The following is a 26,240-nucleotide window of genomic DNA, read 5'->3' as shown; positions in this document are numbered from 1 at the left end:
AGTTTAGCGAAAGTACCTGTGCTGTGAGTGTACAGCACCTTTTGAGATTAGCAGGACTCAATCAAACCTGACAGTCGTGTATGTGCCAATTTCAGTCATTTAGGTATCAATCTTTTCTGCCCCAAAACAAGCTAGAAAATTTTGCTCAAAGGGCTAACAACACCGTTTGCGCCTTGCTGTAAAACATGAGTATATATTTGCGTTGTCTTCACATCAGAATGACCAAGTTGAGCTTGTACGGTTCTGATATCTGCACCACTTTGTAGTAAATGAGTAGCAAATGAGTGTCTAAAAGTGTGGGGCGTTATAGGTTTTGTGATTTGTGCTTTTTTGGCTGCCTCTTTAACCGCTTTACGTACTCCTGTTTGATGAAAGTGATGTCGGCGGATCTCGCCAGTTTCAGGATCAACACTTAGCTTATATGAGGGAAATAGATACTGCCAAGCAATTAACTTATTGGCGCTAGGATATTTTCTTGCCAGTGCGTTTGGCATCCAAACACCAGCATATTGTTCATTCTGGGAATCTAATTTTAAGTATTCATCAGCCTGAGCAATTTGATTTCTTAGCAAAGGTATAAGTTCTGTGGCGAGTGTAACCACCCGATGTTTATTCCCTTTTCCATTCCAGATCCGAATGCACTTGTAGTCAAAGTCAATATCCTGAACTCGTAGTTGAACCGCTTCCATTACACGTAAGCCGCTCCCATACATTAAACCTGAAATTAAATAATATCGTTTGCTTAAAAACGACATGAGACGTTTAACCTCCTCAGGGGTCATAACAATTGGCAACTTAGATTGGCGTTTGCTTCTGACAAATGTGAGATTAGGACACAAATCCTGTTTAATTATTTTCTTATACAGAAAAGATAGCGCATTTAACGCAGTAGCTTGTGTTTTAGGCGACACATTACGTTTAAGTACAAGGTAGTCGAGATATTCGACAACCTCGTTATTGCCCATTGAAGCTGGGTGTCGCTTGCCATGAAAATGAATATAGGAAGAAATCCACTTAAGATATGTATCAACGGTTCTGAGCGAATATTGCTTAGTCAGCATAAACTCGGCGATGTGGTTTAAAAATGGTGAACGAGTTCTCATTGAGCTAGCTCTAGCAGGTTACTGTATTTATATACAGTATTGTTGTGTTTCTCCTATAGTCAAGAAAACGACCCATTAGGTCGTTCTTATCCTTTCCATAATATCTACAATGCTTAAAAATATATCTTTAGCAACAAGTTAGTTATTGTGATAGAACTGGTACAATGATAAAAATGACCCGTGGCTCGGTAGATAAACGACCCAATGGGTCGATATTAAATTGTTATGTTTTTGTCGAAGTAAGGAGTAAAGTTTGAAGTTTATAGACGGAATTGCCATCTTGGGAGCGTTAGCATGGGCTCCCCATTTGATAACTTTGATTAAAAATCATTTCACCAAACCTAAAGTAAGAATAATCACTTCTCGCTCCGCTGAACTAGGTTTTACTTCTATGGGGCCAATTTTAAATCTACATTTAGCTTTTTCTGTTGAGTATAAAGATATTGTTGTATCAGATTTAAAAATCCGTTTAAAACACGAAAGTGGTGAGGAACGCGTATTTGAATGGCAGGGTATAAAACAAAATGTAGGTAAAATGACAACTCCAGATGCTGGTTCAATGCCATTTGAAAAAGAACAATCAGTTTTAGCGATAAAGCTTAATCAAACTCAAATAGAAGAGCGGTTTATTCGCTTTCAAGATGTTGCTTTTATCGCATCTAAAAAAGAGTATGAGAATACTGCCGTTAAAAAAATCGCATATCTAAAAGCCGAGAATAAATACAACGCAGAAGACTTTCTTCGTGAACAAGAAATGACAGAGCTATACAATTTTAATAAGCACTCGTTTCCTTGGAAGGAAGGCGAATATACTGCATCAATCGAAGTCCAATCGCCTGAAAAGTTTATTTTAGCGGACAATATTCGTAACTTTTCTTTATCTCCCGTCGATATTGAAGAACTTTCTAAAAATAGAGATGTTTTAGAAGCAGATTATAAAAGACTTTTAGTTGGTCAAAAAGAAGGTGATCCTGATATTGTATGGCAATGGAGATCGCCAGCTTTAGTAAAAACATAACAAGCGCATTAAGTAGTGGGACTGCTAATGCTTGGCTCGGTTCCGCTTCGCTTCACATTATAGCCAAGCATTATCAGCCCCTTATGCGGGCGTTAGCCTTACAAGGAAAGTATGGAATTTCTATTTAATAATTCGACAATAAAAGCTAAAACTATTTTTAGCACTACACCAGAAAATGGTGCGGATATTGTGATATCCGAAGAAAAAGATTTTGACCGTAAGACAATTATTGAAATTAGAGAAGGGAATTCTGTTACTTGTATCGTCTTACATTGGTCTCATTTTTCTGAAGATGTTGAACCATCGCTGTTTTGGGGTGAAGATGAGCGTATATTATTCGTTGGTGCAGGCTATGTTTCAGCGGTTGTAAATATAGCAAGCAAAAGCTTAATTGATATTAATTACCCAGATTTATTCTGGGGATGGGAATGCTTAAATAACAATATACTAGAGTTGTGTGAACTAGATTGCCGGTTATATTCACTTTCAGGTCACTTAATTGGTCATGCTCACGTTGATCCCCCTTATGATTATGAGGTTACAGATGATGCTATTTTATTCTCTAGTATTGTAATGGGTAAGACAAGTATTGAGTTTAAGTAAGGCTAACAAACTGCTAAAGACGGACTGCCAACCTTTGGCATTTTTGGTTCAAATTGGGTATTGTGTTTACGGTGTTTATTTTGAGTTTTGTGGTAGAGTTGTCAGCCACTTAGCAGAGCGTTAGATTCCAAAATCACCCATGGATAGGAGGTTAAATTGTTAGAAGTTGTAATGAATAAGCAAGTAGATATCTATATTGCTATAGCAACATCAATATTTGGAGCTGTTTTAGGGTTGCTACTAGCGAAATTATTTTCTACCGATTCAATAAATGAAGGGAATGGAACAAGCATCACTCAAACTGTCAGCATTAATACGATAAATAACAATTCTTCTGAATTAAGAAAAAATGTACAGCAAGAAACAGAGCTGTTCATGTTCATAGGCGGCCTATTTGTCTTTGTTGGCCTTACCTTATATGGGTTCTTCAGGACAGCAATTTTAACCTCTCTATTGTATGGAGAGATACTTTTACTCTCTATTTGGGTTGGAGCCGTTCTACGATCAATGGTAAACGGTAGATTTAAAGGAGTTACTTGGTCTTTATACCTGCTGTATGTAGTAGCTTTCATGATCATGTATTTTGTTGCTGTAAGCTTCGCCTTTAATCCTGTTCATGCACCAGAGAACTTTCAATACGCTGAGCAAATTATCAATCAAAGTGGCTGGTCTGGCCTGAAGCGATATTTTTTGGTAGATGACCTTCTTTGGTTTTCTGTTCATTTATTTGGTATATGTGCTCTTTTTTTTACATTCTGGCAAATAGCAATGTCGCTCCTACATATCGTAGTAGCAGGCAACAGCATATCTTCTGGCAAACCTGACACTTGGATTGTTAAAAAAACCGCCAAGTACTGTACTCCTTGGAGTAATATCATATTCTTTACCCTATTGATTTTATTGGGCGGGACTATGGTTTCAGGAATATTCCTCCACTGGATGCAATATGAATTACCAGTTTTAGTAAAAGAGATTATGAATGTTGTGCTACATGGTAGAGGCTGAATCTAACAAGCGCATGTTGTCGGATTGGTTTTCCGCTGCGCTCCAAACCAACCGCAAATGCGGGCGTTGGTATGACTCCCACTGTCAAGTTAAACACACTGATCCCTGCTTAACTATAAGCCATAATCTCTCAATTCGAATTAGAGCGAGTTAATACATAAGATGAAGCAAGTAATTTCGTCGGTTTTCATGCTGATATTCGTTGGTTACTCACTTTCGTGAGCAGAGCAGACCTTACTTAGTTCGACGTGGCACCTGTTTGGACTTCCCATAGTTTGCTAGACACCCAATGAGTTACATTGTAACTTCTAATTAGAGGTGTTTTATGAGCAAAGGCAAACGGTATACCCAAGAATTTAAAATAGAAGCAGTTAAACAAATAACTGAACGTGGTTATTCAGTTGCTGAAGTATCAGAACGATTAGATATTTGTACCAAAACGTTATATCACTGGCGAAGCCAGTTATCAGAGAAACCCAAACAAACCAAATCATCAGATGAACAACTAAAGATCGCCAAACTTGAGGCCGAGCTAAAACGTGTCACGGAGGAACGCGACATTCTAAAAAAGGCCGCAAGGTACTTTGCCAGCAACCCCGAGTAAAGTACGCTTTTATTCGTGAGCATCAAAATGAGTTTTCTATTGTTGCGATGTGTAAACTATTTAAGCTACACCGCAGTGGCTTTTATGCGTGGTTAAAGAAGCCATTGAGTGACAGAGCAATCGAAGATAATCGTTTGCTTAAGCTTATTAGAGAGTTTTACGTTGCCAGTGGTGGCACTTACGGTAGTCCTTGGATACACGCAGATTTACGTGAAGCTGGTGAGCAATGTAGTGTTAATCGCGTAGCTAAGATCATGCGCCAACATAAACTCAAAGCGCAAATAGGGTATAAACGTCGCCATATTAAAGGCGGTAAAACATCGCGCATTGCAGATAACTTGCTAGCTCGTCAGTTTAATCCTCCTGCGCCGAATCAAACTTGGGTAAGTGATATTACTTATGTGAGAACCTATGAAGGCTTCTTGTATGTAGCAACTGTCATGGATTTATTCTCTAGGCGCATCGTAGGCTGGTCGATGGATAAAAACATGGACAAGCACTTAGTAATTAAAGCATTGCTCATGGCAGTTTATCAGCGCCAACCCAAAGCTGACGTAATGGTACATAGTGATCAAGGAAGCCAGTATGGTAGCGCTGATTACTTAGCCTTTATGAAAGAACATAACCTTGTACCCTCAATGAGTCGAGCTGGGAATTGTCACGATAATGCAGTTGCTGAAAGCTTTTTTGCGACGATTAAAAAGCGAATAGTTAAGCGTAAGATATATTCGACAAGGGAAGATGCGAAAGCTGAGATATTCAATTTTATAGAAATGTTCTACAATCCAAAAAAACGCCATTCACACACAGGCGGTGTTTCACCAGCTAAGTTTGAGGAAGCGTATTTTTCTGAGTTAGAAACTGTCTAGTGAAAGCTGGGAAGTCCACCCTTTCCCCTTGTATCACGCCTGAAAATAAGCAATAGATGAGTAATGCGCTCGCATGGATGCGAGCCAAGCGATGATTTCGCCAGGGAAGGCGAATACATCGCGGTTACGTTCACATCAATTGGTTATTTGAAGATTTAGCGTGATATGGGGGTGCCGTGGGAGTCCAGAGGGCGGTCGGCGGCAGCCGCCCTTTGGTTGCCGTCGCCAACGCGACAACATGCCAACTTTAACCAATGCGAAGGGTGAACCCTCGCCTACAAATTAAAGCTCTGCTTCTCACTCATAACAGCCTGTCAGGTGAAATTTGAGCCGATTCATCAATAATTGAAAGACCAGATATGAGCTACTACACATAAACAACAAACCTACCCGCTATCTTGAATTCTTCATTCCCATGTTAAAGCGTTAAATCTGCTTTTCTTTATATCCATCACCGCTTCGTATTCATCAAGCTACTCTCTTTTTAGCGAGGTGAAATCGTCAATAAGCGCCTCTAACTCTTCAACTAAATGGCGGCGTTGTTTATCAGATAAACTCTGATAAACAGCAGCTAAAAACTGATCACTTTGCTGCCGATTATCTTTGATACGCCTATCTAAATCAGCAGTTCTAACTTGCTCAGGTTCGGTTAATAACGTTAATAACCTCATTTCAAATTGTTTACCTCTATCAGGCTGAGTAAATAACCTCTTGAGTTGGCGCTGATAGTCAGCTCGATATTGAGACCTTAAGTCACCTGTGTCCTGTTGGTTATCATACACTGCAGCTATCATTTTTTCTTGTGCATCATTTAAATCCCCAAGCCAGCGTTCTAAACCATCTTCACGTTTATTCAGCCAACGCTGTTTACGCTTTTGTTCCGAGTATTTTTGCCGCTTTTTAATTGATTCTAATTCGAATGCTGCTAGCTCAGAAAAAAACGCTTCGCTTTGCTCCTGTGTCAACATGGGCGCCATTTTCGCCAAATCTGGAGCTAATTTATTTCTTATACGATGCCAGTGTGAGCGTAGTGTTTTTTGGTGATACGCGATACGCTGCACAGACATGTTACCGGCTTGAACATCTGCTTTTATTTGTTTGAGGTGAACAATATATTTGTCTAGTTCTTCAACTTTATGCCAGCTTAACCAAAGCTGTAAACGTTCATCAAAACGCGACGTTTGTTCATCAGTCAATGAAATATAATCATCTAAATACCAATAAGTAAGCCACCCTGCGTTTCGATAAGCAAACTTTGTTGAACAACCCGCAACCGTTAGCAGCGCAAGCAATATGATTAATAGTCGCATTTTAGACTCATTTAAAATATGTCATGACCTCAGTCTATACTCTTCACTTTCAAAAACGGATTAATAGTAGCATCAAATTATAACAAAACGGTTGTATCAAAAAGGCTATACTAGAGGGCGTTAAATGTTTACACAATGGGAATAAAATAACTTACATTGGAGGAGATTCTAACGCTAACCCCATTAACTTTGACCGTATTATGGCTTACAACCTCGAAAACCAAATAAAGGTGGCAAAACAGTTAATCATGTAACTCTGTGATTAGACAAGTGGTCTCACTTACCGCGATCGCCACAGTTATTGACACTAAGTATATGTATACCCATTGTTCATTTGATGCTTAAATTAGTTTCATAATAGCGCCTAACTCAACAGATTGTGCAGCGAGATTACGCGCCAGCTCTATCTTTTATCTGTAGATATTATTGAACAGCCAAATAAGCTATATCGCTAAAAACAGAGCATCACCCGCTCTAACAGGATCACTTTCAAGGCATAACAGGTATTGGATCTCTACACACAGGCGTTGACCGCACCTCTTGACGGGCCATCCCTCGTAATAGACGGCGAAAAACCATATACAGAAAAAAGCCAATACTTAGAGGCACCAGCAACAATGAAATCACTTTATGCGCCAAAGCAGTCATTATCACCTGCGCTCCTCGCTCCATTTGAGCTTGTGCTATTTTCGGTATAAACATAGATTCGACTTGAATTGTAGCCCCCTGTGTTACAGTACCTTGTTTCATAAGCGCATTACTTTTAAGCTCTACACTGTGTGCTATCTGGCTAATATCGTGATTGATTGATGTAAAGTAATCATGGTCAAGGGTATGATGAAAATGCGCTTCTATTTCATGCGTCATTGCTGAGCTAACATGAATTGAATACGGGATCACCAGATAAAGACATAACCAAACCCCAATTAACACTTTGCCAAGCCACAGTAATGCAGTTTGATATAATAACTCACGCTTTAGCGCCACAAGTAAGCTCCATATCGACATATAAGCTAATAACACATTAAAAATAACTGGCGCTAACCAGTCACTAAGGTAATTCACTATTTGCAAAGCGCCAACAATAGCAACTGCCGACAAAGCATAGTGACTTCCCGCCGTTAAAATAGTGACAAACTCCTGATAAATTACAGCGACATCTTTACTCCATATCACATTGTTGTCTGGGGTACTCACTCTGCTATTGAGCTGCGTCGTTAAAGTATTTAATTGCCCGAAGTCTGATATAAGCGTGTCTTCAATCTTGGTTAAATAGTGAATGTTATGTTGATATAAAGAGGTAGGTTGATGTGCAAGTGTTTTTAGGTTTACTTCACCTTGTATATTTAAAACAAGCAAGAGTGCACACACTGCAGCCAATGCCAAAAAAAGCCATTTATTGGCAAGCCCATGATCGTTATAAATTACCCGCTCTATGGAGATGTTTTTGCCTAGTACTTGCATTTTAGTAACTCCAATCCTTGTGGCGCATTGATCGCCTTATCTAAATCTACTGCCTGACTCACCCCAGCTATCTGACCTTTATCAGAATATTGCCACATCACCACATTTTTTATGTCTTTGGGTAAGGTTAACTCTGGATTGTATTCAGCTAACCAAAAAGAGTAACTATTAAAAGCGGGACCAATATCAGCAGACCAAAAATTACGAGAGCTATAAATAATCGGCTTACAGCCTAAAGATGCATTTATGTATTGTAGGAATACTTGTAACCGTGATGCGATCGTCTGCGGGGTTTGGCCTTTGGTCACTTCCACATCGACCATGGGCGTCAATGACATATTGACGGACTTAACGTGCTTGATGAAGTTTTCAGCTTGAGCAATAGGGTCGTCTTCTGCTTCAAAAAAATGATAAGCCCCAACGAGCATAGTCGTGCGCGCTATCGATGTAGCATAGGTTAAAAAAGCAGGATCTTGATAGGTAATACCATCGGTTGCTTTTAAATACGCAAATGACACGCCCGCTTTAGCTACTTGCTGCCAGTCGATCTCCCCCTGTTGATGTGATACATCAACCCCCAATATTTTATCAGTTCCCACCGCCTTGTTTTCAAGTGGTGTTACTGTGCTATAAGTACCCAAGGGCGAAAAAACAGTCGGTCTATTTAGCAAAAATAGCAGCAGAGCTAACACTCCAAGCCCTTGTAAAATTCGTATACTCATGGTCATTCCTTAATGAGCATTTGCGTTATGCAAATTATTAATCCTTATATATTACATTAATTTAAGTAATAAAAACCATTTTAGGAACTAAGCTTTGTTAGGTAACCAACGCACTAATGCACGTCGTAACTGTGCCATTTGCAGTGGCTTTGCAAGGTGATCATCCATCCCTGCACTAAAACATAATGCGATGTCTTGTGGTAAAACATTGGCAGTGGTCGCAATGATTGGCAAATTCCCCCAACGTGCATCACGGCGGATCTGTTTAGTCGCCTCAACACCATCCATATTCGGCATATGCATATCCATTAACACAACATCATAAGACGCTAAACTGAGTTCCTCTAGCGCTAACACACCATCATCAGCGATAGTTACATCCATACCTAACTTGTTTAACATCGCGCTGATCACCATTTGATTAATGGGGTTATCTTCAGCAACCAACACCTTGCCAGATAAAAGAGATTGCGCTTCGGCTAAGCCAATTGACTCATCTTTCGCATCACCTTCAAAGACTAAAATATCGAACGTCGCATGCGTCCCTTCGGTATATTCAGAGCTTATTTCAATCGTGCCACCTAATAAGGTCGCCAACTCTCGACAAATACTGAGCCCCAACCCTGTGCCGCCATACTCCCTTGTCGTACTATCATCTGCTTGTTGAAAGGGTAAAAATATATTATCTAACTGCGCAGCTTTTATACCAATGCCGGTATCAATCACATTAAAAAATACTCGGTGCTGTTGCTGTTCTGGTCGAGCTGAAATAATGACTTTTACACTCCCTCGTGATGTAAATTTAATCGCATTGCTCATTAAATTAACTAACACTTGCTTCAATCGCACTTTATCCGTTTTTATCGCAGTAGGGACTGCATCGTCACAATGGACAATAAGCTCCAGAGACTTTCGTGTCGCCAGCGGCTGTAACATCACAAGTACATCGTCTAGCAGCTCCGACACTAAGAAGTCTTCTATAACGAGTTCAACTTGCCCTTCTTCTAGCTTTGAAATGTCTAAAATATCATTCACCAGCGACAATAAGTGCTGCCCCGCGCTGGCACCCATCGTAATTAACTTTGCTTGCTCCGCATCTAATTTAGACTGTAATTGTAATAATTCGAGCATACCAAGCAGGCCATTTAATGGCGTGCGGATCTCATGGCTCATATTGGCTAAAAATCGGCTTTTTACCTGAACCGCATGTTGAGCTTGATCAGTGGCATGCTCTAGTGCCTGCGTGCGTTCTTTGACGTGTTTTTCTAGTTCACTTTCTCGCACATAAACTTGATCACGCATTTTGACAAATGCCTGGCTGAGTTCACCAAGCTCGTCTTTACGGTGGCTCATGATCTTATAGGTAAAGTCGCCATTAGAAAGGGCTTTCGCCGCTTTTGTTAAACTATGTATCGGTGCATAAAAGTGCGCTGTAAGTTTAACCGCAAGTGCAATAACCAAAATCAGCACCACCACAAATGTGCCCCACAGCAGTTGTTTTAATGACTCCACCGGTTCAAACATCACGTGATTGGGGACCACAACGGCAATGCTGTATCCGGTTGACGGGATCGGTGCAAAAAATACATGTTGCAATTGGTCAGTATCGGCATCCTTTAGCTCAGTGAACCCCGTATGCCCTGCTAACATTTTGACTCCTAGGGCACGAACCGCTTCATTTTTTTCTTCGTTTATTTTTAGTCTTACAGATACCTTTTCGCCAATTTCATTAAGCACCCAAGTATCATTTTGCTTTTTAAGCTGGATCACTTTAGTAGGGTCCCAGTGATACATATAATAGCCATAATGCGACACCAACATTAAGCGCGCATCTTCACTAAATAAAGTCATCACCTTGTTTTGTACCCTTGATACTAGTCGATCAATTTCACGCCAAGGAATGCTACCGCCAAGCAGCCCAACCACCTTTTTCTTATCATTTAGTATGCTTGCGCTGACCACGATTTGCCTTACCCCTGTGGTGTAAGAAATCATCGGATCAGACACAAATGTGATTGCCCTATTACCGACATTGTCACCAACCGTCGTTCGCCAATAGTCTCGTTTTTTAATGGTTTTTTGTACTGAAAAAGGTTGAGTATCATCAAAAGTGCGCTTCATTTGTTGATGAGGATTACCTCCTTCGGTATTGTGAAAGCTGCCATCTTTTGTTCCGACTATAAATTTTTCATAAACATTATTTTGCCGATTTTTTTCATCTATTAAAAATGGCCTCATGGTAACAAAGTCCATGCTTTGCACTCTGGGGTCACGCGCCATAAGCGCAATTTCAGCTTTTCTATTACTAAAGTAACGTTCAAACAATGCCGCAGCATTGCTAACTTGTGCGAGCGTCCCTTGAATACTTAGGCTTCGTGATTGCTCTGTACTATGCGTTACACTTAGTACAAATACGACCAATAGCGGCAGTAAAGAAGTCACAAGCAACACCGCAGCCAAACGTACTTTTAACCGCATTCTAACCATCTCATTTTAATATACATCTCATTAGTTTAGACGAGCTTATGAAATAGCACTAATGCAAAACTTGCGGAGCATATTCAAGCATTATTAACCTACAAGTAAGCCTTAAACTGAGTAAAAGGTAAAACCACCCAGATCATGAGACCCCCTGTGAACCGAGCGTGGTATCAACCGTTTATTCACCCTAGAAAGTGAACCAATCAAAACGGTAGCTCAAGGCTAGAAAGGCTCGTTCCCCCCAAGCGCTATATTCACCATTACCCAGACTTTTATAAAAAACTCAGGGTGCATGAGCCGCAGTGTACTATTCCATAACAAATAACCACAACGGTCCATATAAAAAAAACCTTTGTTACAACCTACTCATTAACGTGTGAAAGTAGGTGGTACCAACTGCTTATGCATAATGTAACTGTCAATGTAACCTAACGTTCCATGACGATATGCCTGTGGAATAGTGCCTATTATTTTATATCCCAGTTTTTCCCATAGCTTAATCGCCACCTCATTTGACGACACCACACTGTTATACTGCATCGCGGTAAAACCCAGTTCAATGGCAATGTGTTGTGAATGCTCACATAGAGCACTGGCAATGCCTTTGCCTCTGGCAAGTTCACTGACCATATAGCCACAATTACTAATATGACTGCTTGGGCCCATGCCATTGGCTTTTAAATAATACGAGCCCAATATCTTACTATTTTCTTCATATACATAGCTGGCTAATGCACTCTCACACCACATAATATAAGCCTGTTCACAGGTCATATTTGGGTCAAATGCGTAAGTTTCTTGAGCTAAAATAACCGCTTCAAATGTGGGCCAGAACGCAATGAAATCCGCTTTGGTCATTGTTCTTATCATTAATTACTTCCTTAACACGTATGCCTTTAACATTTATGATTTAGCGATGGCTAAATTGCCCGCAGTAAGAGCATCGCGCCACTTATGTGAACCTGACACTTTTAAAACACGTCGATGTAACCCCCCTACAGCTGTTCGCTGTTGCCTGTTATGACTATTGATAAGCATCAATATGCCATTATCAACATAATAATAGGCCAATTGCTTAAATTGCTGAGCAAGCTGACAGGCACGTGCCCTATCTACACGAACAAACACACTTAACTCTCTATAAGCCATGTCTTTTGAGCCACCCCATAACAAAAAATAGGGTATTGCTTTACTGTTTAAGTATGTAAGCACCTTACGTGAAAACAACACATTTTGTTGGAGAGTAAGCGTTTTCCCAAATGGATTCCAAACAGAGATAATCGCACCTTTTACCCCATCAGTTAAACCTAATATATTTGTGTTTTCACTATGTGAGGAAAAATATACGTCACAATAAAGCTGCCACAAATTTGTGTCTATCTGCACACTGTAAAGCCCCTTTCCAGTTTATACACCTTGCTCACTACTAAATGCCAAGCGGCCCGCTAATGTAATGAAAAGCAATCCGAGTATGCCATCAACATATCGGCCGATTTTAAACTTATTAGCCAGTTTCTTCCCCGCGATGCTAAATACAACACTTAAAGCCAAGTTGATCAGCAGCGCAACAAAAATTAATATAAATCCTAATGTCAAAATCTGTAAGAATATATCGGCCCCATTGTGTGTAAATTGTGGCAAAAATAACGCGAAGAAAAGCAGTGCTTTAGGGTTTAAAAGGTTATTCAACATGCCTATTAAGAAAAGTTGCGCACCGCTTTTATTTACTGATTGTAAAGGGGCTGCACTTGCCTCTCCATGTGCATACCATTGCTGTATTAACTTGAGCCCTAGCCACAAAAAGTATAACGCCCCCATTAATTTAAGCGCAACAGACAACATAGGTATTATCGTAAGCAACTTAGCTAAACCAAATGCGACAAACAAGGTTTGTAGTATGCCAGCCACAAAAATACCCAATGTAATCGCCGCGCCACTTTTAACGCCTTGTTTTGATGAATAACTACCAATCAGCAACAGATCAGGCCCAGGTGAGATCACCAAGATAAAACAGGCAGCTAAAAACATAGGTAATACTGAATAATCAATCATTTTTACGTTCCTTATCGCGTCAATATCAGCCAATTTTGACTTTAAAAAAGCGACGGAATTTACAGGTGAAAGTAAAATAATACAATAGAAAAGATATAAATAAGCCATATCAAATTGCACATAACTATTTACAACTGCACTACATTAGTTACAAAAACACGAAGTTAGAGTTTTAACTTTAAGCCATGATTTAAGAAAACTTTAATATATGAGTCGTCTAATAGCTAGCGCCAGTAATTAACATTATTTCAATGTTACCTGGCCTTCACGTAATATAATTTAGAAGGATATTTTTTGTGAAAAATCGAGTAACTGCAACGTGTGCAACGGTAGCTTGTTTGATTAGTTTGTCATCTATGGCAACAAATGTAGATTTGGCGTCTGGTTATTATACCACCGCCGAAGTATTGGAATATGGTCGACAAGTCCAAGCGGTGCAACAACAGCTCGCCAATGCAGGTTATGTATTACAAAATTGCTCAGAAAATCAAGTCAACTATTTTACGCAACCGAGTGAACCTCACTATTTTTACAGTGAAACACACTGCATGTATTCAATCCCAAGAGATACTGGAGGAATGTCATTGCAAACCGACTATGCCAAGCTCTCTATGCAAGTGCACTACCACCAGCTCAACGCCTTGTACCACGAAGGTGAAGTAAATGTGAGTTACTTTACTGTCTACTAATCGAACTTTTCGATGATCACACAGTAGTGTTTAATTAGCAGGCACTACTGTGTTTTGTGACATATCAGTGATATTAGCCTACAGATTGAATATCCATCACCAATTGTTCCCAATTGTGCTGGTTATCCATGTCATTTTGCGCTCCATTATCATCTGCATATTGAAAGCGCACCTGCGCAGGGGTTTTACTTAATGCTTGATACAACTGATAAGCTTCTTCTCGCAAAGCCTCTTGTATTGGTAAATCAATTGAGGCATAAACCGCACGCTTACACGCAGTAATAGACTCACTAGGAAACTGGCTAATACGATGGGCAAGTGCATGAACATAAGGCCCAATTTCATCTTCATTAAGCGCCTTGTTGATGGTGCCATATTGCTCAGCCTCATCAGCACCAAAATCACGGGCACTGAGGATAATTTCCAATGCTCGGCCTAAGCCGACTTGTCTTGCCATACGAGATGCGCCACCGCCACAAGGTAATATCCCCATACCCACTTCCATTTGCATAAACTTTGCTTTACCTCTTAAAGCAAAGCGCATATCACACGCCAACATAAACTCATGACCGCCTCCTCGCGCAAAGCCTTCTACTTTTGCAATGGTGGCTTGCGGTAACTCGCTAATGCGCTGCAACACAGTTTGTAAATAAAGTAGCTGCACCTCGTCACGACTCACCGCTTGCGTCGACATATCTTTTAAAAACCCAGTGTCGGCATGGGCAATAAATATGTCTGGATGCGCTGATTGAAACACCACCACTTTAATCATTATGTCTTGTTCTAATTCATCCGCTAATTTACTCAGGTCATCTAACATCGCGATCCCTTGAATATTAACGGGGCCATGATCAAATGTCACCGTTAAGACGGCGTCGGTTATCTTAGTTGTAAAAGTTGTATAGTTACTCTGTGTCATTGCTTCGCTCCAATTACCTTATTAATTCCAGTCAAGTTAGCCTATCAGTCGCGATAGCAAAGTATTAGTAGCTAAGCTGTATAATCAGTTTATAGAAACCATTGAGAATCACTTTGTTTCTAAGGAATGGGTAGCCAAATCCAAATTATCAATAATATCTATAAAGTGTTTCACTTAAATATACGATTATCATTCGATTACTCTCCAATTATGCTATCAATATGCCTAGCAACTGTACTGTGTAAAACGCACGGAAATACCGCAATGATTGCGTCGAAAACAACCCCATTGCTTCTCAAAAAAACCTAAATTAGGAATAAGCGTCATGAAAAAGAAAATACTCATTACCGGTGCTACTGACGGGATAGGGTTAGCAACAGCCAAGCAACTTGCCAGTCAAGGACACTATTTACTTATTCATGGTCGAAATTCAGAAAAGCTGGCGACCATAAAACAACAATTATTGTCAGAACCAAATGCTGCCGAAATCGAGTGCTATATTGCTGATCTTTCAAAGTTTGATGACATCACAAAGCTTATTCAAGCCGTCACGCAACAACACAATACGTTAGATGTGCTCATTAATAATGCAGGTGTCTTTAAAATAGTACAACAGCAAACAAATTCAGGGCTCGATGTGCGCTTTATGGTCAATACCATCGCGCCGTATTTATTAATGAAAGGGCTTACTCCATTATTTTGTAATACAAGCCGTGTTGTTAACTTGTCATCAGCGGCGCAAGCGCCTGTGGAGATGGCAGCTATGCAAGGTAAAGTGCAGCTCGATGATATGAGCGCTTATGCACAAAGTAAATTAGCACTGACATGTTGGTCACATTTTATCGGTGTAGAGTGTGCAACCACGGGGCCTATGGTTGTGGCTGTAAATCCGGGTTCCATGCTCAATAGCAAAATGGTCAATGAAGGATTTGGGGTACAAGGTAATGATATTGAAATTGGTGCAAATATTCTTGTTGAAGCTTCCCTCACTGACCGGTTCAATAATGCTACTGGGCATTATTTTGACAATGACAGTCAACAGTTTTCAGCACCACACTCTGACGCTATCAATCCACAAAAAGCCGCGCCTATTCTGCAATTTTTAACGAAAATAAGCGATGTATATCTAGTATAGCGCTCACACTTTGATGCGAATAAATACAGACTCACTGGCTGTCCCGCGCTCAAAAACTTAATACAAACCTACGTAGTATCAATACAAAGCAATCCAGTTAACTAAATAACTACTTAAATTAAACATTTAAGATTGCCAAACACCTTCGGATTGATTAAGTTTCAACCACCCAATTCTGGGGACATACCATGTAAAAGGATAATTTATAATGAAATTAAGTAATGTTGCGCTTCTTGTAAGCGCCTGTACTGCACTGACTTTTAGCTTACCGACATACGCAGAAGGGCACGCCAATTCCGCAGTACGCTGGGTGATTGATACCAATGGTGTCCCACACAAAAATAAGTTTGATTCTTTCGATGGCTGGTTTAGTAAAGCATTACCGTATGGCCAAAAAGCAGTGGCTATTTCTGGTAGTTATTTTCACTACAAACCAAATATCAGCCAAGGCGCTGGATATGCATACGATGAATTTTCATCGTTTGTGATCAGTGACAGTGGCAACGCTTATCGTGATAGCGCACAAGGCTGGCAAAATGTGTCAGGGTGTTGGCAAGCCAAAGATATTAGCTCTCACACACTTGAGAATGCATATTGTGTTACGGGTGATGGTACGTTGAAGCAATATAACCAACAAACCAATAGTTTTGACGGCTACATTAGTATTGCCAATGAACAGATCAGCAAAATTGATGTCTCCTCTGAAGGCCATGTGTGGGCTGTCACTGACTCGAAGAAAATCTTTAAATATGCAAATAACACCTGGACAGCCGTTGAAACCGGCTGTAATGACAGCTGTTGGCCAACCAATATTGCCGTAGGTGCTGATAAAGTGTATGTCGTCGCACAACATCGTACTGGCCCAGGCATGGGTAGCACAGACTTATTTACTTTAGAAAATAACCAGCTTAATTTTTATGGTAACTACATAGAAGTGGATATTGACCGAGATAATAACTTTTGGGGGATCACATCGTGGGATCTTAAGTTACTTTATAAAAAACCAGGCATGACCGACGCTCAGCCATACTACAGCTTTCCTTCTTGGCGCGTTACTGCCCAGAATATTGGTGGTTAATATCCCGCTATTTTAAATTTGGGGCACATGTATCGTTGTACATGTGCCCCGTGTTAAGGTAATGTAAACTTTCATTGATGCACGACTCAATGCCACTTTTAGTGTTTCAAAACACATAAAAACAATAACTAACACTATCTTTAGTGAAATTTGATGAAAGGAATTACCCCATGAAATTCAGCGAAGTTTCTGGCTATGACGTACCTATATCACTTTTATTAGAAGCCGACCCGTGTGAAAAAAGCATTCGTCAATACCGAGATGATTCATGGTGCTTTGTCTATCAAGAAAACAATCAAATCGTGGCTGCGTGTATTGCTAAGTTGATATCTGACAACACCGTGCAAGTGTATAATATATCGGTTGAACCAGACTATCAGAAACAAGGCATTGGCTCAGAGTTACTCACCTTTGCACTGCAACAAATGCAAGCGAAGCAGGTAACTCGTATTGAACTTGGTACAGGGAGTTTTGGCTACCAACTGAGCTACTACCAACAACTCGGCTTTCGGGTCGACAGCGTAATCAAAGACCACTTCATTACCCATTACGATGAAGCTATTTTTGAAAATGGCATTCAACACAAAGATATGCTCAGACTCTATCTCGACTTATAATTACACCGACGCCTTTTGAGTACATCAGCTGTGCTTATTTGTTTATGTACTCATAAATATTAAAGCGCCAGTAAACGCTTTCGCACGGTCGGCGCCATTTTTTCTATCGCATATCGTAGTGTGACCCGTTGTAAATGCTCACTATTATGTTCAATATACTCAACAACCGCATCGTGATGATGTGCAGCCGTGACTTTTAATAGCCATCCAAGGCTTTTTTGCACAAACTCATCAGGGTCGTCAAGTAACACATCACAGTTGCAAAACACGAGGCTTTTATCCAACCGATACACCGCGTTTGCGATTGGTCTATAAATAAACTTAACCCACACCACATTGCTCGCGCGGCGACACCAACTCACCTCAGAATGACGCCAATGCTGCGTTTTTTCGATTAAATGTGGACGAGACAACAAAAACAAGTAAATGGTTTTAATACACAAATCGTCAACCGTAGACCAATTGGTTGTGTAATGTTCTAACCAGTATTCAAATCGCGCTAATAAGTTATCGTCATAATGCCGTTTCACATACTTATTGATTAGGCCAAACGCTGTGAGAACTTCCTCATTATAATGCGCTTGTGCGAGCAAAGCCTCAGTAATGGCCAATACCTCATTCGCGCAAAGCCCTTTATGAGCCATATGAAACTCACTCACGACTTTTTTAATATCTGCAGCATTTACACCCATACAACTGACTTCATGGGTAAAAAACCGTTGACTGGCTTGCGCCTTTTCAATGGTAGCATGCTGTAATAAAGCATCTTTTAACACCTCAACATAACATTGCATTGATGCACTCCTACAAGATTGTGACGCATAGTATGCCTGCTCTTTGTTCAGTTTTTTATTTTTACTTGCCTGATATTTCAAGATCTTAAGCTCGTCAATCAAAAAAGGGCCCGTAAAACAATGGATTCTGACCTCCGCCAGAAAGACGGAGTATAAGGTGAGTATTGCGTTTCATCTTTCCCGTTGGCGGAGCTTTATGCCGTGCATATAAAGGCTAGACGTTGTTAAACCCATTTCGTCTCCCTGAACTTGATTCAGGGTCCGCATAACAATTCAAATACGTGTCATTTAACCCATCTGCTTTCTAAAAAATAATGGATTCTGACCTGCGTCAGAAAGACAGTGTATAAGGCGAGTATGGTGTTTCATCTTAGCTACTAGCGGGGCTTTACGCCGCGTACATGGCAAGTTTCACACTTCGTCTCCCTGAACTTGATTCATGGTCCACATAACAATTCAAATACGTGTCATTTAACCCATCTGCTTTCTAAAAAATAATGGATTCTGACCTGCGTCAGAAAGACGGAGTATAAGGCGAGTATTGCGTGTAATCCCCAAATTCAGAGTTCATTTAAAAACAAATATACTCAACTTTTGTCTCCCTGAACTTGATTCAGGGTCCACAAAGCATCCACTACAGCCTGTGCGGCAGTGAACAAAATTAGATGCAAAAAATTATACAACATGAATTTCTAAGCTGCCTGTGCGGCAGTGAACTGGTAAGTAATGAATGGGCATATGTGCGGGTTTTTCTAAGCTGCCTGTGCGGCAGTGAGCGCTTTTGTAAATGACACTCGCTGAATGCCATTTTTCTAAGCTGCCTGTGCGGCAGTGAACATGCAAAAGCAAACCGCTGTTCGTCGATACGTTTTTCTAAGCTGCCTGTGCGGCAGTGAACACTGAAAGGAGATGATTTACGCATAGCCAGAATTTCTAAGCTGCCTGTGCGGCAGTGAACAAAAAGCGTGTTGTTGAACTAGAGTCTGCAAGTTTCTAAGCTGCCTGTGCGGCAGTGAACGTACTTCAGACGTGATAATGATTTTATCGAACTTTCTAAGCTGCCTGTGCGGCAGTGAACACAATTAAATTCAGTTGGGCCGTCTCTAAGCATTTCTAAGCTGCCTGTGCGGCAGTGAACAACGCTCGTCGCAAAAGGGGTTATCTAATGAATTTCTAAGCTGCCTGTGCGGCAGTGAACTGGTGTCAGGTCCAAAAATGGTACAAGTTGAATTTCTAAGCTGCCTGTGCGGCAGTGAACCCTTTTTGGAAGTCTTAGCGGGTCATCTAAGTTTTCTAAGCTGCCTGTGCGGCAGTGAACAAACGTAACCCTTTTTAGCATTTCTTTTTTGTTTTCTAAGCTGCCTGTGCGGCAGTGAACGCGATGCACTGGACGGTATGGCGGGTCTTGCATTTCTAAGCTGCCTGTGCGGCAGTGAACCTATCCCTCAAGCAGGAGCTATCCCTCAAGCATTTCTAAGCTGCCTGTGCGGCAGTGAACAATGACTAACTTATCTTAAGTCCATTAAAATCAGAAGCTTAACCCCAATATACCTATTTTTACCTTGTGAAAACCAAGGAAATATAGGTTATTGTTTTTAAATGCTTTTTTAAAGAGCGAAAAATCAAAGGGTATTTTTACATCTGTCCGTACAAATAATGACATGAAAACTGAAACTGCACCATCAATGATTTCATTGCACATTTAACGACACACTCAATACTAAAATGGATTCTGACCTTCGTCAGAAAGACGGAGTATGGGGCCAGTATTGCGTTTCATCTTAGCCGTTGGCGGGGCTTTACGCCGCGCATATAAAAGCTAATAGTTACTAAGAAAATTCAATCAACTGTGTCTCCCTGAACTTGTTTCAGGGTCAATATGTAGATTGAAAAAGCCCAGCTCTAAACATAAAAAAACCCCTATTAGTCAATCCTAATAAGGGTTTTGCTTTATGAAATTATACTTTAATTAACGCCGTACACGGGTTATATATTTTACAGGTACTTAACCCACCACGTAGTACTGCTATGCTTAAAATCAGAAAACATTTTACAAGGCTTATAAAGCAGTCCTGTCAGCACCGCTGCTGTGAGCCATATCCACACAAGGTGAGAAAACCCTAGTTCAAATCCGGCAACGCCAGCAAGACCCGGGGTTGGGCCAAATAGGTGTAGCAAGACAAAGTACGTCACGAGCAATACATATAAGTGCACAATATAAAAAAACAATGGCACAGAACCAAATGTACGCAATACATTACTGACTTTACTTTGTGCATTTTCAAAATACGCTAACATCAGCGCTCCGATACCCAGCGTAAACAATAAAAAGGGTAATGATGGCGGGTACTTGGTGTAATTCAAAAATGACATAATAGACAGTACTAAGGTGTTTTGTACTGCAAAGTCGAGAGATTCCCCATACAAATTAAGAGACCTTAAAATGCACAGTGTCACTAAGCACGCAATACCGCCAACCACTAAGGCTTTTTGCCTTACGGCAGCCGCTACTGATTGAGTAAATAATGGGCCACAGACATACCCCAATATAATAACCCCAATCCAAGGAAGTACGGGGTAAGAGGCTTTCACTTTAACCAGCCCATCACTAATAAGGTAGCCCCTATCATGTAATATGGTCCAAAGCGTATATCCTGTTTCATTGGCTAAAAACGTTACCGGCGACAACGCATTATGCCCAAATACAATAGCCAGCCCCAATCCAAGTAACCACAGTCTTGGTAAATAGCTTAAAGCAGCTAACGCGATCATACTCACACCAATCGCCCACATTACTTGCAAATATAACGTGTTATATGCGGCAAACCATGAAAAGTTAACCAAGGTTACTTCTAGCAACACTAAAAATGCACCGCGTTTCAACAAAAAGCTTTGCACATTACGTGCAGGCTTATTGATTGGATTTTGATATAAAAATGCAGACAGACCTGTCAAAAAGACAAAAATAGGCGCACAAAAGTGTGCGAGTAACCGCGTAAAAAACAACGCAGGATCAGTCGTGTCAATATCCATTGGATCTGCTACTTGGTGGTGCAAGAAAAACCGCTCTCGCGTGTGATCAATTAACATGATCACTATCACTAAGCCTCGCAGAATATCGATAGATACTAATCGCTTATTCAAGGTGTTATTCGTCATAAAATAATGGGCGTAGCCAGAGTACGCCCACTCCTTATTATCGATTAAAAGTGGTATTTTAAACTGGCTCTAAATTGCGCTGGTTGCCCTGGCATAGTCCACAAATGAGAGTATGAATTGGTGTAGTGCTTTTTATTCAACGCATTATCAATATTAAACTGCAACATAAAAGCATCAGAAAGCGAAATATTGGCAAATAAATGCGTTAGCGTATACGCTGGTAATTCATAATCTGGGTTGATTGTTTCACCCAATCGCGTGCCGACATATTGTAAGTTCACACCAAAATCAACGCTATACCCCATAACTTGCGTGTAATGGCGCAGTACCATATTCAAACTGTGCTCTGGCACATTGATCAATTGGCTGTTGGCAGGAATTGCGACGCCCCAGTCGGTATTAACCATGTCATTGACGGTATGCGCATCAACGTAAGTGTAGCTGCTGCTCAAGTTAGTCTGCTCAGTGAGTTCCCATGAAAAATCAACCTCAACACCTGTACTTTGGGCTTCACCTAATGCCGCACTAAAACCAGAGTTAACCGGATCGGCCGTAAGAATATTCGATTTTGTCGAGCGAAAAAGAGCCATTGTCAGGGCAAAATCATCACTATCTTGTAGCCATTTTACGCCGGTTTCGAATGACTTACTGTTTTCAGGCTCAAAGGTGTTTCCTGAGTGATCAGCACCTGAATTTGGCCTAAACCCAGCTGAATAACTGGCATACCAATCAACGCTATTATCAAAGGTATAAACAGCGCCCACTCGTGGGCTAAACTCTGATTCTGTGTGCTCAGCATCTGCACCCGAAAGCTTATTTTCTATTGTTTGTTCGAAACGATCGAATCGAGCACCAACCAGCACCTGCAAGTTTTTATTTAGTTTAACCTGATCCTGAAAGTACATACCCCATGCTTTTTGCTTCTCAACATTATCAGCTGTCGGTGCTAGCTCAGGCGCAGTTTGACCATACACAGGGTTAAATACATTCACGCTATACGTTGTGTCACCCGCGCCCCAAGCGACTCGATAACGCTGTTGATGCGTCTCTAATTTATAGTCATAGATATCTGCGCCAAACATCACATTGTGCGTCAATCCCATCGCTGCAAATGTTCCACTAAGCTCAGCCCTTGCTGATAAATCTGTGGCATCATAATCTCTGTAGCGGCGTTGGCGACTCACGGTTTCACCATCAACATAAAGTAATTGACGGCCCGGAGACAGTTCAGTATCAGATGAATACCCTTCTAATGATGACTCCCGAATACCCACACCACCGCTGATAGACCAGTCATCATTTAACTGATGTGACAACTCTAATTGATGACCCATTGCATCGACATTCATGGCACCATCATTGGGCTCACCTAAAAATCGGCTTTCTGGTAAGTCTAAACCGGGTAAAACAGGCACTCCGCGATCAAAAGGTATGGCTTGATTTGCATACTCTAGCTCGTAGGTAAGCTGCGTTGCATCACTGAGGTTGATTAAAATTGACGGGGTGAATGCAACCTTGTCAGTTTCAATGGTATCACGGTAACTCTGCGACTTTTCTACAGCACCATTTACCCTAAACGCCGCAGTACTATTAATAGAATTAGTATAATCACCTTCCACCCGCTTGTAGTCATATTCACCGAGTGAAAGCTGCACGTAACCACTTTGCTCAAACTGTGGCTTTTTGGTGATCACATTAATGGTACCACCAGGCTCACTGCGGCCATACAACGCAGAACCCGGTCCTTTTAACACCTCTACCGCTTGAATATTAGACACATCACGCAAGCCGCTATAGCCACGACCGGCACTAAAGCCATTGATCAGATAGGCCGAAGGTAAGTTTTCATCGCCTGCAAAGCCCCGTATCGCAAAGCTTTCCCACAAGCCGCCAAAATTGTTTTGTGTTGAAATTGCACTAACTTGATTTAGGGCATGTTGAAAGTTATTTACACCAAGATCATCTAATTGCTCAGCGGTCACCACTGAAACTGACTGAGGTAAGTCAGCAATCGCAACATTACCGCGATAAGCTTGTTTATGGCTAAGTACTTCTATTGATTCAATCTCTTGCCCAGTGTTAGCAAAAGCGGCACCAGAACAGAGTAAGCTAGATATTAAAGCAGGTAATTGTTTTTTCATAGTTGAGGGTTTTAGTATGTTATATTATTGCACTTATGGTAATTGTTACAATGTAACAATACAATCTTTTTGTTTTAGTTACCTTTACCCGAAGTAGGTAATTTTACTGGTATAGTCTTTTAAACCAGCGTGTTATAACTTCACAACTAAAGCTTTACTCCCCACAGTAAACATACCTATCTCACCACTTTCACTTTTTTCAGGGTCTATATGTCATTCAAATACAAGTGATTTAGCTCTATAGTCTTACTAAAAATAATGGATTCTGACCTGCGTCAGAAAGACGGTGTATAAGGCGAGTATTGCAAGTAATCCCAAAATTCAGAGTTCATTTAAAAACAAATATACTAAACCTTTGTCTCCCTGAACTGGTTTCAGGGTCTAAAGATCATCAATCAAAAACAGGCCTATGAAATAATGGATTCTGACCTGCGTCAGAAAGACGGTGTATAAGGCGAGTATTGCAAGTAATCCCAAAATTCAGAGTTCATTTAAAAACAAATATACTAAACCTGTGTCTCCCTGAACTTGATTCAGGGTCCACACAATAGCCGCTAGAGTGCGAGCAATCTATCCGTGGAGCTGGGTTACATTGATCGTTGCCTGCATGGATGCAGGTACTTAGGTTTTGTCTGGAACAAAAAACCTGCCACCACCTAAGCTGCCTGTGCGGCTGTGAATAGATAAAATTAACCTCATCGTTTTAAATCCGTCCTTGGAGCGGGGTTACATCGGTCATCCATGACCTCACTTCTTCGTGCTGCGAAACTTCGTTTCGGTCACTCATCACCTAAGCTGCCTGTGCGGCAGTGAACTTTAAGTCAATCAGTAAAAAGTGGCGAAGTGTCACCTAAGCTGCCTGTGCGGCAGTGAACAATGACCAATTTATCTTAAACCAATTAAAATCAGAAGCTTAACACCAATATACCTATTTTTACCTTGTAAAAACCAAGAAAATATAGGTTATTGTTTTTAAATGCTTTTTTAAAGAGCGAAAAATAAAAGGGTATTTTTACATCTGTTCGTACAAATAATGACATGAAAAACACAACTGCACCATCAATGATTTTAAATGCGCTTTTAACTACACGCTCAATACTAAAATGGATTCTGACCTTCGTCAGAAAGACGGAGTATGGGGCCGATATTGCGTTTCATCTCAGCCGTTGGCGGAGCTCTATACCACGCATATAAAGGTTAGACGTTGGTAAGTAAATTAAACCAATTTCGTCTCCCTGAACTTGATTCAGGGTCCATACGTCAATTCAGCTACACGTCATTTAGCCCCATGACCTATCTTTCTAAACACTATGGATTCTGATTTGCGTCAGAAAGACGGAACATGACGGGAACATGCCATTTAGTCTTACCCGTTGGCGGAGCTTTATGCCGCGCATATAAAGGTTAGACGTTGGTAAGTAAATTAAACCAATTTCGTCTCCCTGAACTTGATTCAGGGTCCATACGTCAATTCAGCTACACGTCATTTAGCCCCAGCCTCTTCCTAAAAACCATGGATCCTGACCTTCGTCAGAAAGACGGAGTATGAGGCCAGTATTGCGTTTCATCTCAGCCGTTCGCGGGGCTTTATGCCACGCATATAAAGGTTAGGCGTTAGTAAGTAAATTAAACCAATTTCGTCTTCCTGAACTTGATTCAGGGTCCATACGTCAATTCAGCTACATGTCATTTAGTCCCATGACCTATCTTTCTAAACACTATGGATTCTGACTTGCGTCAGAAAGACGGAACATGACGGGAACATGCCATTTAGTCTTACCCGTTGGCGGGGCTTTATGCCGTGCATATAAAAACTAACAGTTACTAAGTAAATTCAACCCTTCGTCTCCATGAACTGGTTTCAGGGTCCATAAGTCAATTCAGCTACACGTCATTTAGCCCCAGCCTCTTCCTAAAAACCATGGATCCTGACCTTCGTCAGAAAGACGGAGTGTGGGGCCAGTATTGCGTTTCACCTTAGCCATTGGCGGGGCTTTATGCCGCGCATATAAAGGTTAGACGTTGGTAAGTAAATTAAACCAATTTCGTCTCCCTGAACTGGTTTCAGGGTCTATATGTCAATTCAGCTACACGTCATTTAGCCCCAGCCTCTTCATAAAAACCATGGTTCCTGACCTGCGTCAGAAAGACAGAGTATAAAGCGAGTATTCCGTTTCATCTTACCCGTTGGCGGCGCTTTATGACACGCATGCAAAGGCTAAAAGCTGGTAAGTAAATTCAATCAACTTCGTCTCCCTGAACTGGTTTCAGGGTCCGCATGTAAATTCAGCTACACGTCATTTAGCCTCTTCCTAAACACAATAGATTCTGACCTGCGTCAGAAAGACGGAGTATGAGGTGAGTACTCCATTTCATCTTGCCCGTTGGCGGGGCTTTACGCTGCGCATACAAAGGCATTCTACACATAAAAAAACCCTTATTAGTTGATCCTAATAAGGGTTTATATTTAATAACTT

20 protein-coding genes and 1 CRISPR repeat array are annotated in these 26,240 nt (G+C 40.9%); of the genes, 8 read left to right on the top strand and 12 right to left on the bottom strand.

Translation table 11 applies throughout. From position 1 onward, the window contains the following. Window positions 1–131: 131 nt before the first annotated feature. Complete coding sequence (locus BGP78_RS18150) at window positions 132–1,103, bottom strand: integron integrase (RefSeq protein WP_119862704.1); 972 nt, start codon at window positions 1,101–1,103, stop codon at window positions 132–134. A gap of 253 nt (window positions 1,104–1,356) precedes the next feature. Between BGP78_RS18150 and BGP78_RS18145 the strand changes: the two genes are divergently transcribed. From BGP78_RS18145 to BGP78_RS18130, 4 genes are all read left to right on the top strand, one after another. Then, entirely contained in the window at window positions 1,357–2,121 is a 765-nt protein-coding gene (locus BGP78_RS18145; protein WP_119862703.1) for a hypothetical protein, read from the top strand. A gap of 111 nt (window positions 2,122–2,232) precedes the next feature. Further along, the gene (locus BGP78_RS18140; protein ID WP_119862702.1) at window positions 2,233–2,724 is read left to right on the top strand and encodes a hypothetical protein; all 492 of its coding nucleotides are present in this window, start codon (window positions 2,233–2,235) and stop codon (window positions 2,722–2,724) included. A gap of 171 nt (window positions 2,725–2,895) precedes the next feature. Further along, window positions 2,896–3,729: a hypothetical protein gene (locus tag BGP78_RS18135; protein WP_147386095.1), complete on the top strand. Its 834-nt coding sequence runs from the start codon at window positions 2,896–2,898 to the stop codon at window positions 3,727–3,729. 325 nt (window positions 3,730–4,054) lie between these two features. After that, window positions 4,055–5,202, top strand: a protein-coding gene (locus BGP78_RS18130; protein ID WP_119862700.1) for an IS3 family transposase whose coding sequence is annotated in 2 segments (ribosomal slippage) — window positions 4,055–4,292 and window positions 4,292–5,202 — 1,149 coding nt in all. Because the reading frame shifts where the segments join, the coding sequence is not laid out codon by codon here. Between the two features lie 473 nt (window positions 5,203–5,675). Here the strand turns inward: BGP78_RS18130 and BGP78_RS18125 are convergent. The 7 genes from BGP78_RS18125 to BGP78_RS18095 all read right to left on the bottom strand — a co-directional run bounded on the left by BGP78_RS18125 (window position 5,676) and on the right by BGP78_RS18095 (window position 13,231). After that, a complete protein-coding gene (locus BGP78_RS18125; protein ID WP_119862699.1) occupies window positions 5,676–6,512 on the bottom strand; it encodes a DUF6279 family lipoprotein in 837 nt (278 codons plus the stop codon). A 489-nt stretch (window positions 6,513–7,001) separates the two neighbouring features. Continuing rightward, complete coding sequence (locus BGP78_RS18120) at window positions 7,002–7,976, bottom strand: hypothetical protein (protein ID WP_119862698.1); 975 nt, start codon at window positions 7,974–7,976, stop codon at window positions 7,002–7,004. Further along, window positions 7,964–8,698 carry a glycoside hydrolase family 25 protein gene (locus tag BGP78_RS18115; protein ID WP_182912323.1) on the bottom strand — a complete coding sequence of 245 codons (735 nt, stop codon included), beginning with the start codon at window positions 8,696–8,698 and terminating at the stop codon, window positions 7,964–7,966. Before BGP78_RS18115 ends, BGP78_RS18120 begins: the two co-directional genes overlap by 13 nt. Window positions 8,699–8,785: 87 nt before the next feature. After that, window positions 8,786–11,176, bottom strand: a complete 2,391-nt coding sequence (locus BGP78_RS18110) for a hybrid sensor histidine kinase/response regulator (RefSeq protein WP_182912322.1) — start codon at window positions 11,174–11,176, stop codon at window positions 8,786–8,788. 372 nt (window positions 11,177–11,548) lie between these two features. Beyond that, the gene (locus BGP78_RS18105; protein WP_119862695.1) at window positions 11,549–12,049 is read right to left on the bottom strand and encodes a GNAT family N-acetyltransferase; all 501 of its coding nucleotides are present in this window, start codon (window positions 12,047–12,049) and stop codon (window positions 11,549–11,551) included. 33 nt (window positions 12,050–12,082) lie between these two features. After that, window positions 12,083–12,565, bottom strand: coding sequence for a DUF3293 domain-containing protein (locus tag BGP78_RS18100; protein ID WP_119862694.1), 483 nt, complete (start codon window positions 12,563–12,565; stop codon window positions 12,083–12,085). Window positions 12,566–12,586: 21 nt separating this feature from the next. Beyond that, window positions 12,587–13,231 carry a LysE family translocator gene (locus BGP78_RS18095; protein ID WP_119862693.1) on the bottom strand — a complete coding sequence of 215 codons (645 nt, stop codon included), beginning with the start codon at window positions 13,229–13,231 and terminating at the stop codon, window positions 12,587–12,589. A 296-nt stretch (window positions 13,232–13,527) separates the two neighbouring features. On the opposite strand from BGP78_RS18095, the gene BGP78_RS18090 reads away from it, so the two are divergent. Beyond that, window positions 13,528–13,920 carry a hypothetical protein gene (locus BGP78_RS18090; RefSeq protein WP_119862692.1) on the top strand — a complete coding sequence of 131 codons (393 nt, stop codon included), beginning with the start codon at window positions 13,528–13,530 and terminating at the stop codon, window positions 13,918–13,920. Between the two features lie 73 nt (window positions 13,921–13,993). On the opposite strand, the gene BGP78_RS18085 is transcribed toward BGP78_RS18090, so the two are convergent. Continuing rightward, window positions 13,994–14,839 (bottom strand): enoyl-CoA hydratase/isomerase family protein, encoded by an 846-nt coding sequence (locus BGP78_RS18085; RefSeq protein WP_119862691.1) that lies wholly within the window; start codon window positions 14,837–14,839, stop codon window positions 13,994–13,996. Between the two features lie 325 nt (window positions 14,840–15,164). Between BGP78_RS18085 and BGP78_RS18080 the strand changes: the two genes are divergently transcribed. From BGP78_RS18080 to BGP78_RS18070, 3 genes are all read left to right on the top strand, one after another. Then, a complete protein-coding gene (locus tag BGP78_RS18080) occupies window positions 15,165–15,974 on the top strand; it encodes an SDR family NAD(P)-dependent oxidoreductase (RefSeq protein ID WP_119862690.1) in 810 nt (269 codons plus the stop codon). 208 nt (window positions 15,975–16,182) lie between these two features. After that, a complete protein-coding gene (locus BGP78_RS18075; protein ID WP_119862689.1) occupies window positions 16,183–17,052 on the top strand; it encodes a hypothetical protein in 870 nt (289 codons plus the stop codon). A gap of 170 nt (window positions 17,053–17,222) precedes the next feature. Next, the gene (locus tag BGP78_RS18070) at window positions 17,223–17,669 is read left to right on the top strand and encodes a GNAT family N-acetyltransferase (RefSeq protein WP_119862688.1); all 447 of its coding nucleotides are present in this window, start codon (window positions 17,223–17,225) and stop codon (window positions 17,667–17,669) included. Between the two features lie 59 nt (window positions 17,670–17,728). Here BGP78_RS18070 and BGP78_RS18065 read toward each other — a convergent pair whose 3' ends face one another. From BGP78_RS18065 to BGP78_RS18055, 3 genes are all read right to left on the bottom strand, one after another. Then, the gene (locus tag BGP78_RS18065; protein WP_119862687.1) at window positions 17,729–18,463 is read right to left on the bottom strand and encodes a DNA alkylation repair protein; all 735 of its coding nucleotides are present in this window, start codon (window positions 18,461–18,463) and stop codon (window positions 17,729–17,731) included. A 689-nt stretch (window positions 18,464–19,152) separates the two neighbouring features. Beyond that, window positions 19,153–19,961: direct repeats of the CRISPR family, unit length 28 nt; unit sequence TTTCTAAGCTGCCTGTGCGGCAGTGAAC. Window positions 19,962–20,458: 497 nt separating this feature from the next. Further along, entirely contained in the window at window positions 20,459–21,607 is a 1,149-nt protein-coding gene (locus BGP78_RS18060; protein ID WP_310732138.1) for a heparan-alpha-glucosaminide N-acetyltransferase domain-containing protein, read from the bottom strand. A 59-nt stretch (window positions 21,608–21,666) separates the two neighbouring features. Then, window positions 21,667–23,763 carry a TonB-dependent siderophore receptor gene (locus BGP78_RS18055; RefSeq protein ID WP_119862685.1) on the bottom strand — a complete coding sequence of 699 codons (2,097 nt, stop codon included), beginning with the start codon at window positions 23,761–23,763 and terminating at the stop codon, window positions 21,667–21,669. Window positions 23,764–26,240 lie beyond the last annotated feature (2,477 nt).

It is taken from the genome of Pseudoalteromonas sp. MSK9-3 (assembly GCF_003590335.1).
In the GTDB taxonomy this organism is placed as follows: Bacteria; Pseudomonadota; Gammaproteobacteria; order Enterobacterales; family Alteromonadaceae; genus Pseudoalteromonas.
This window is presented reverse-complemented; position numbering and strand designations above follow the sequence as displayed.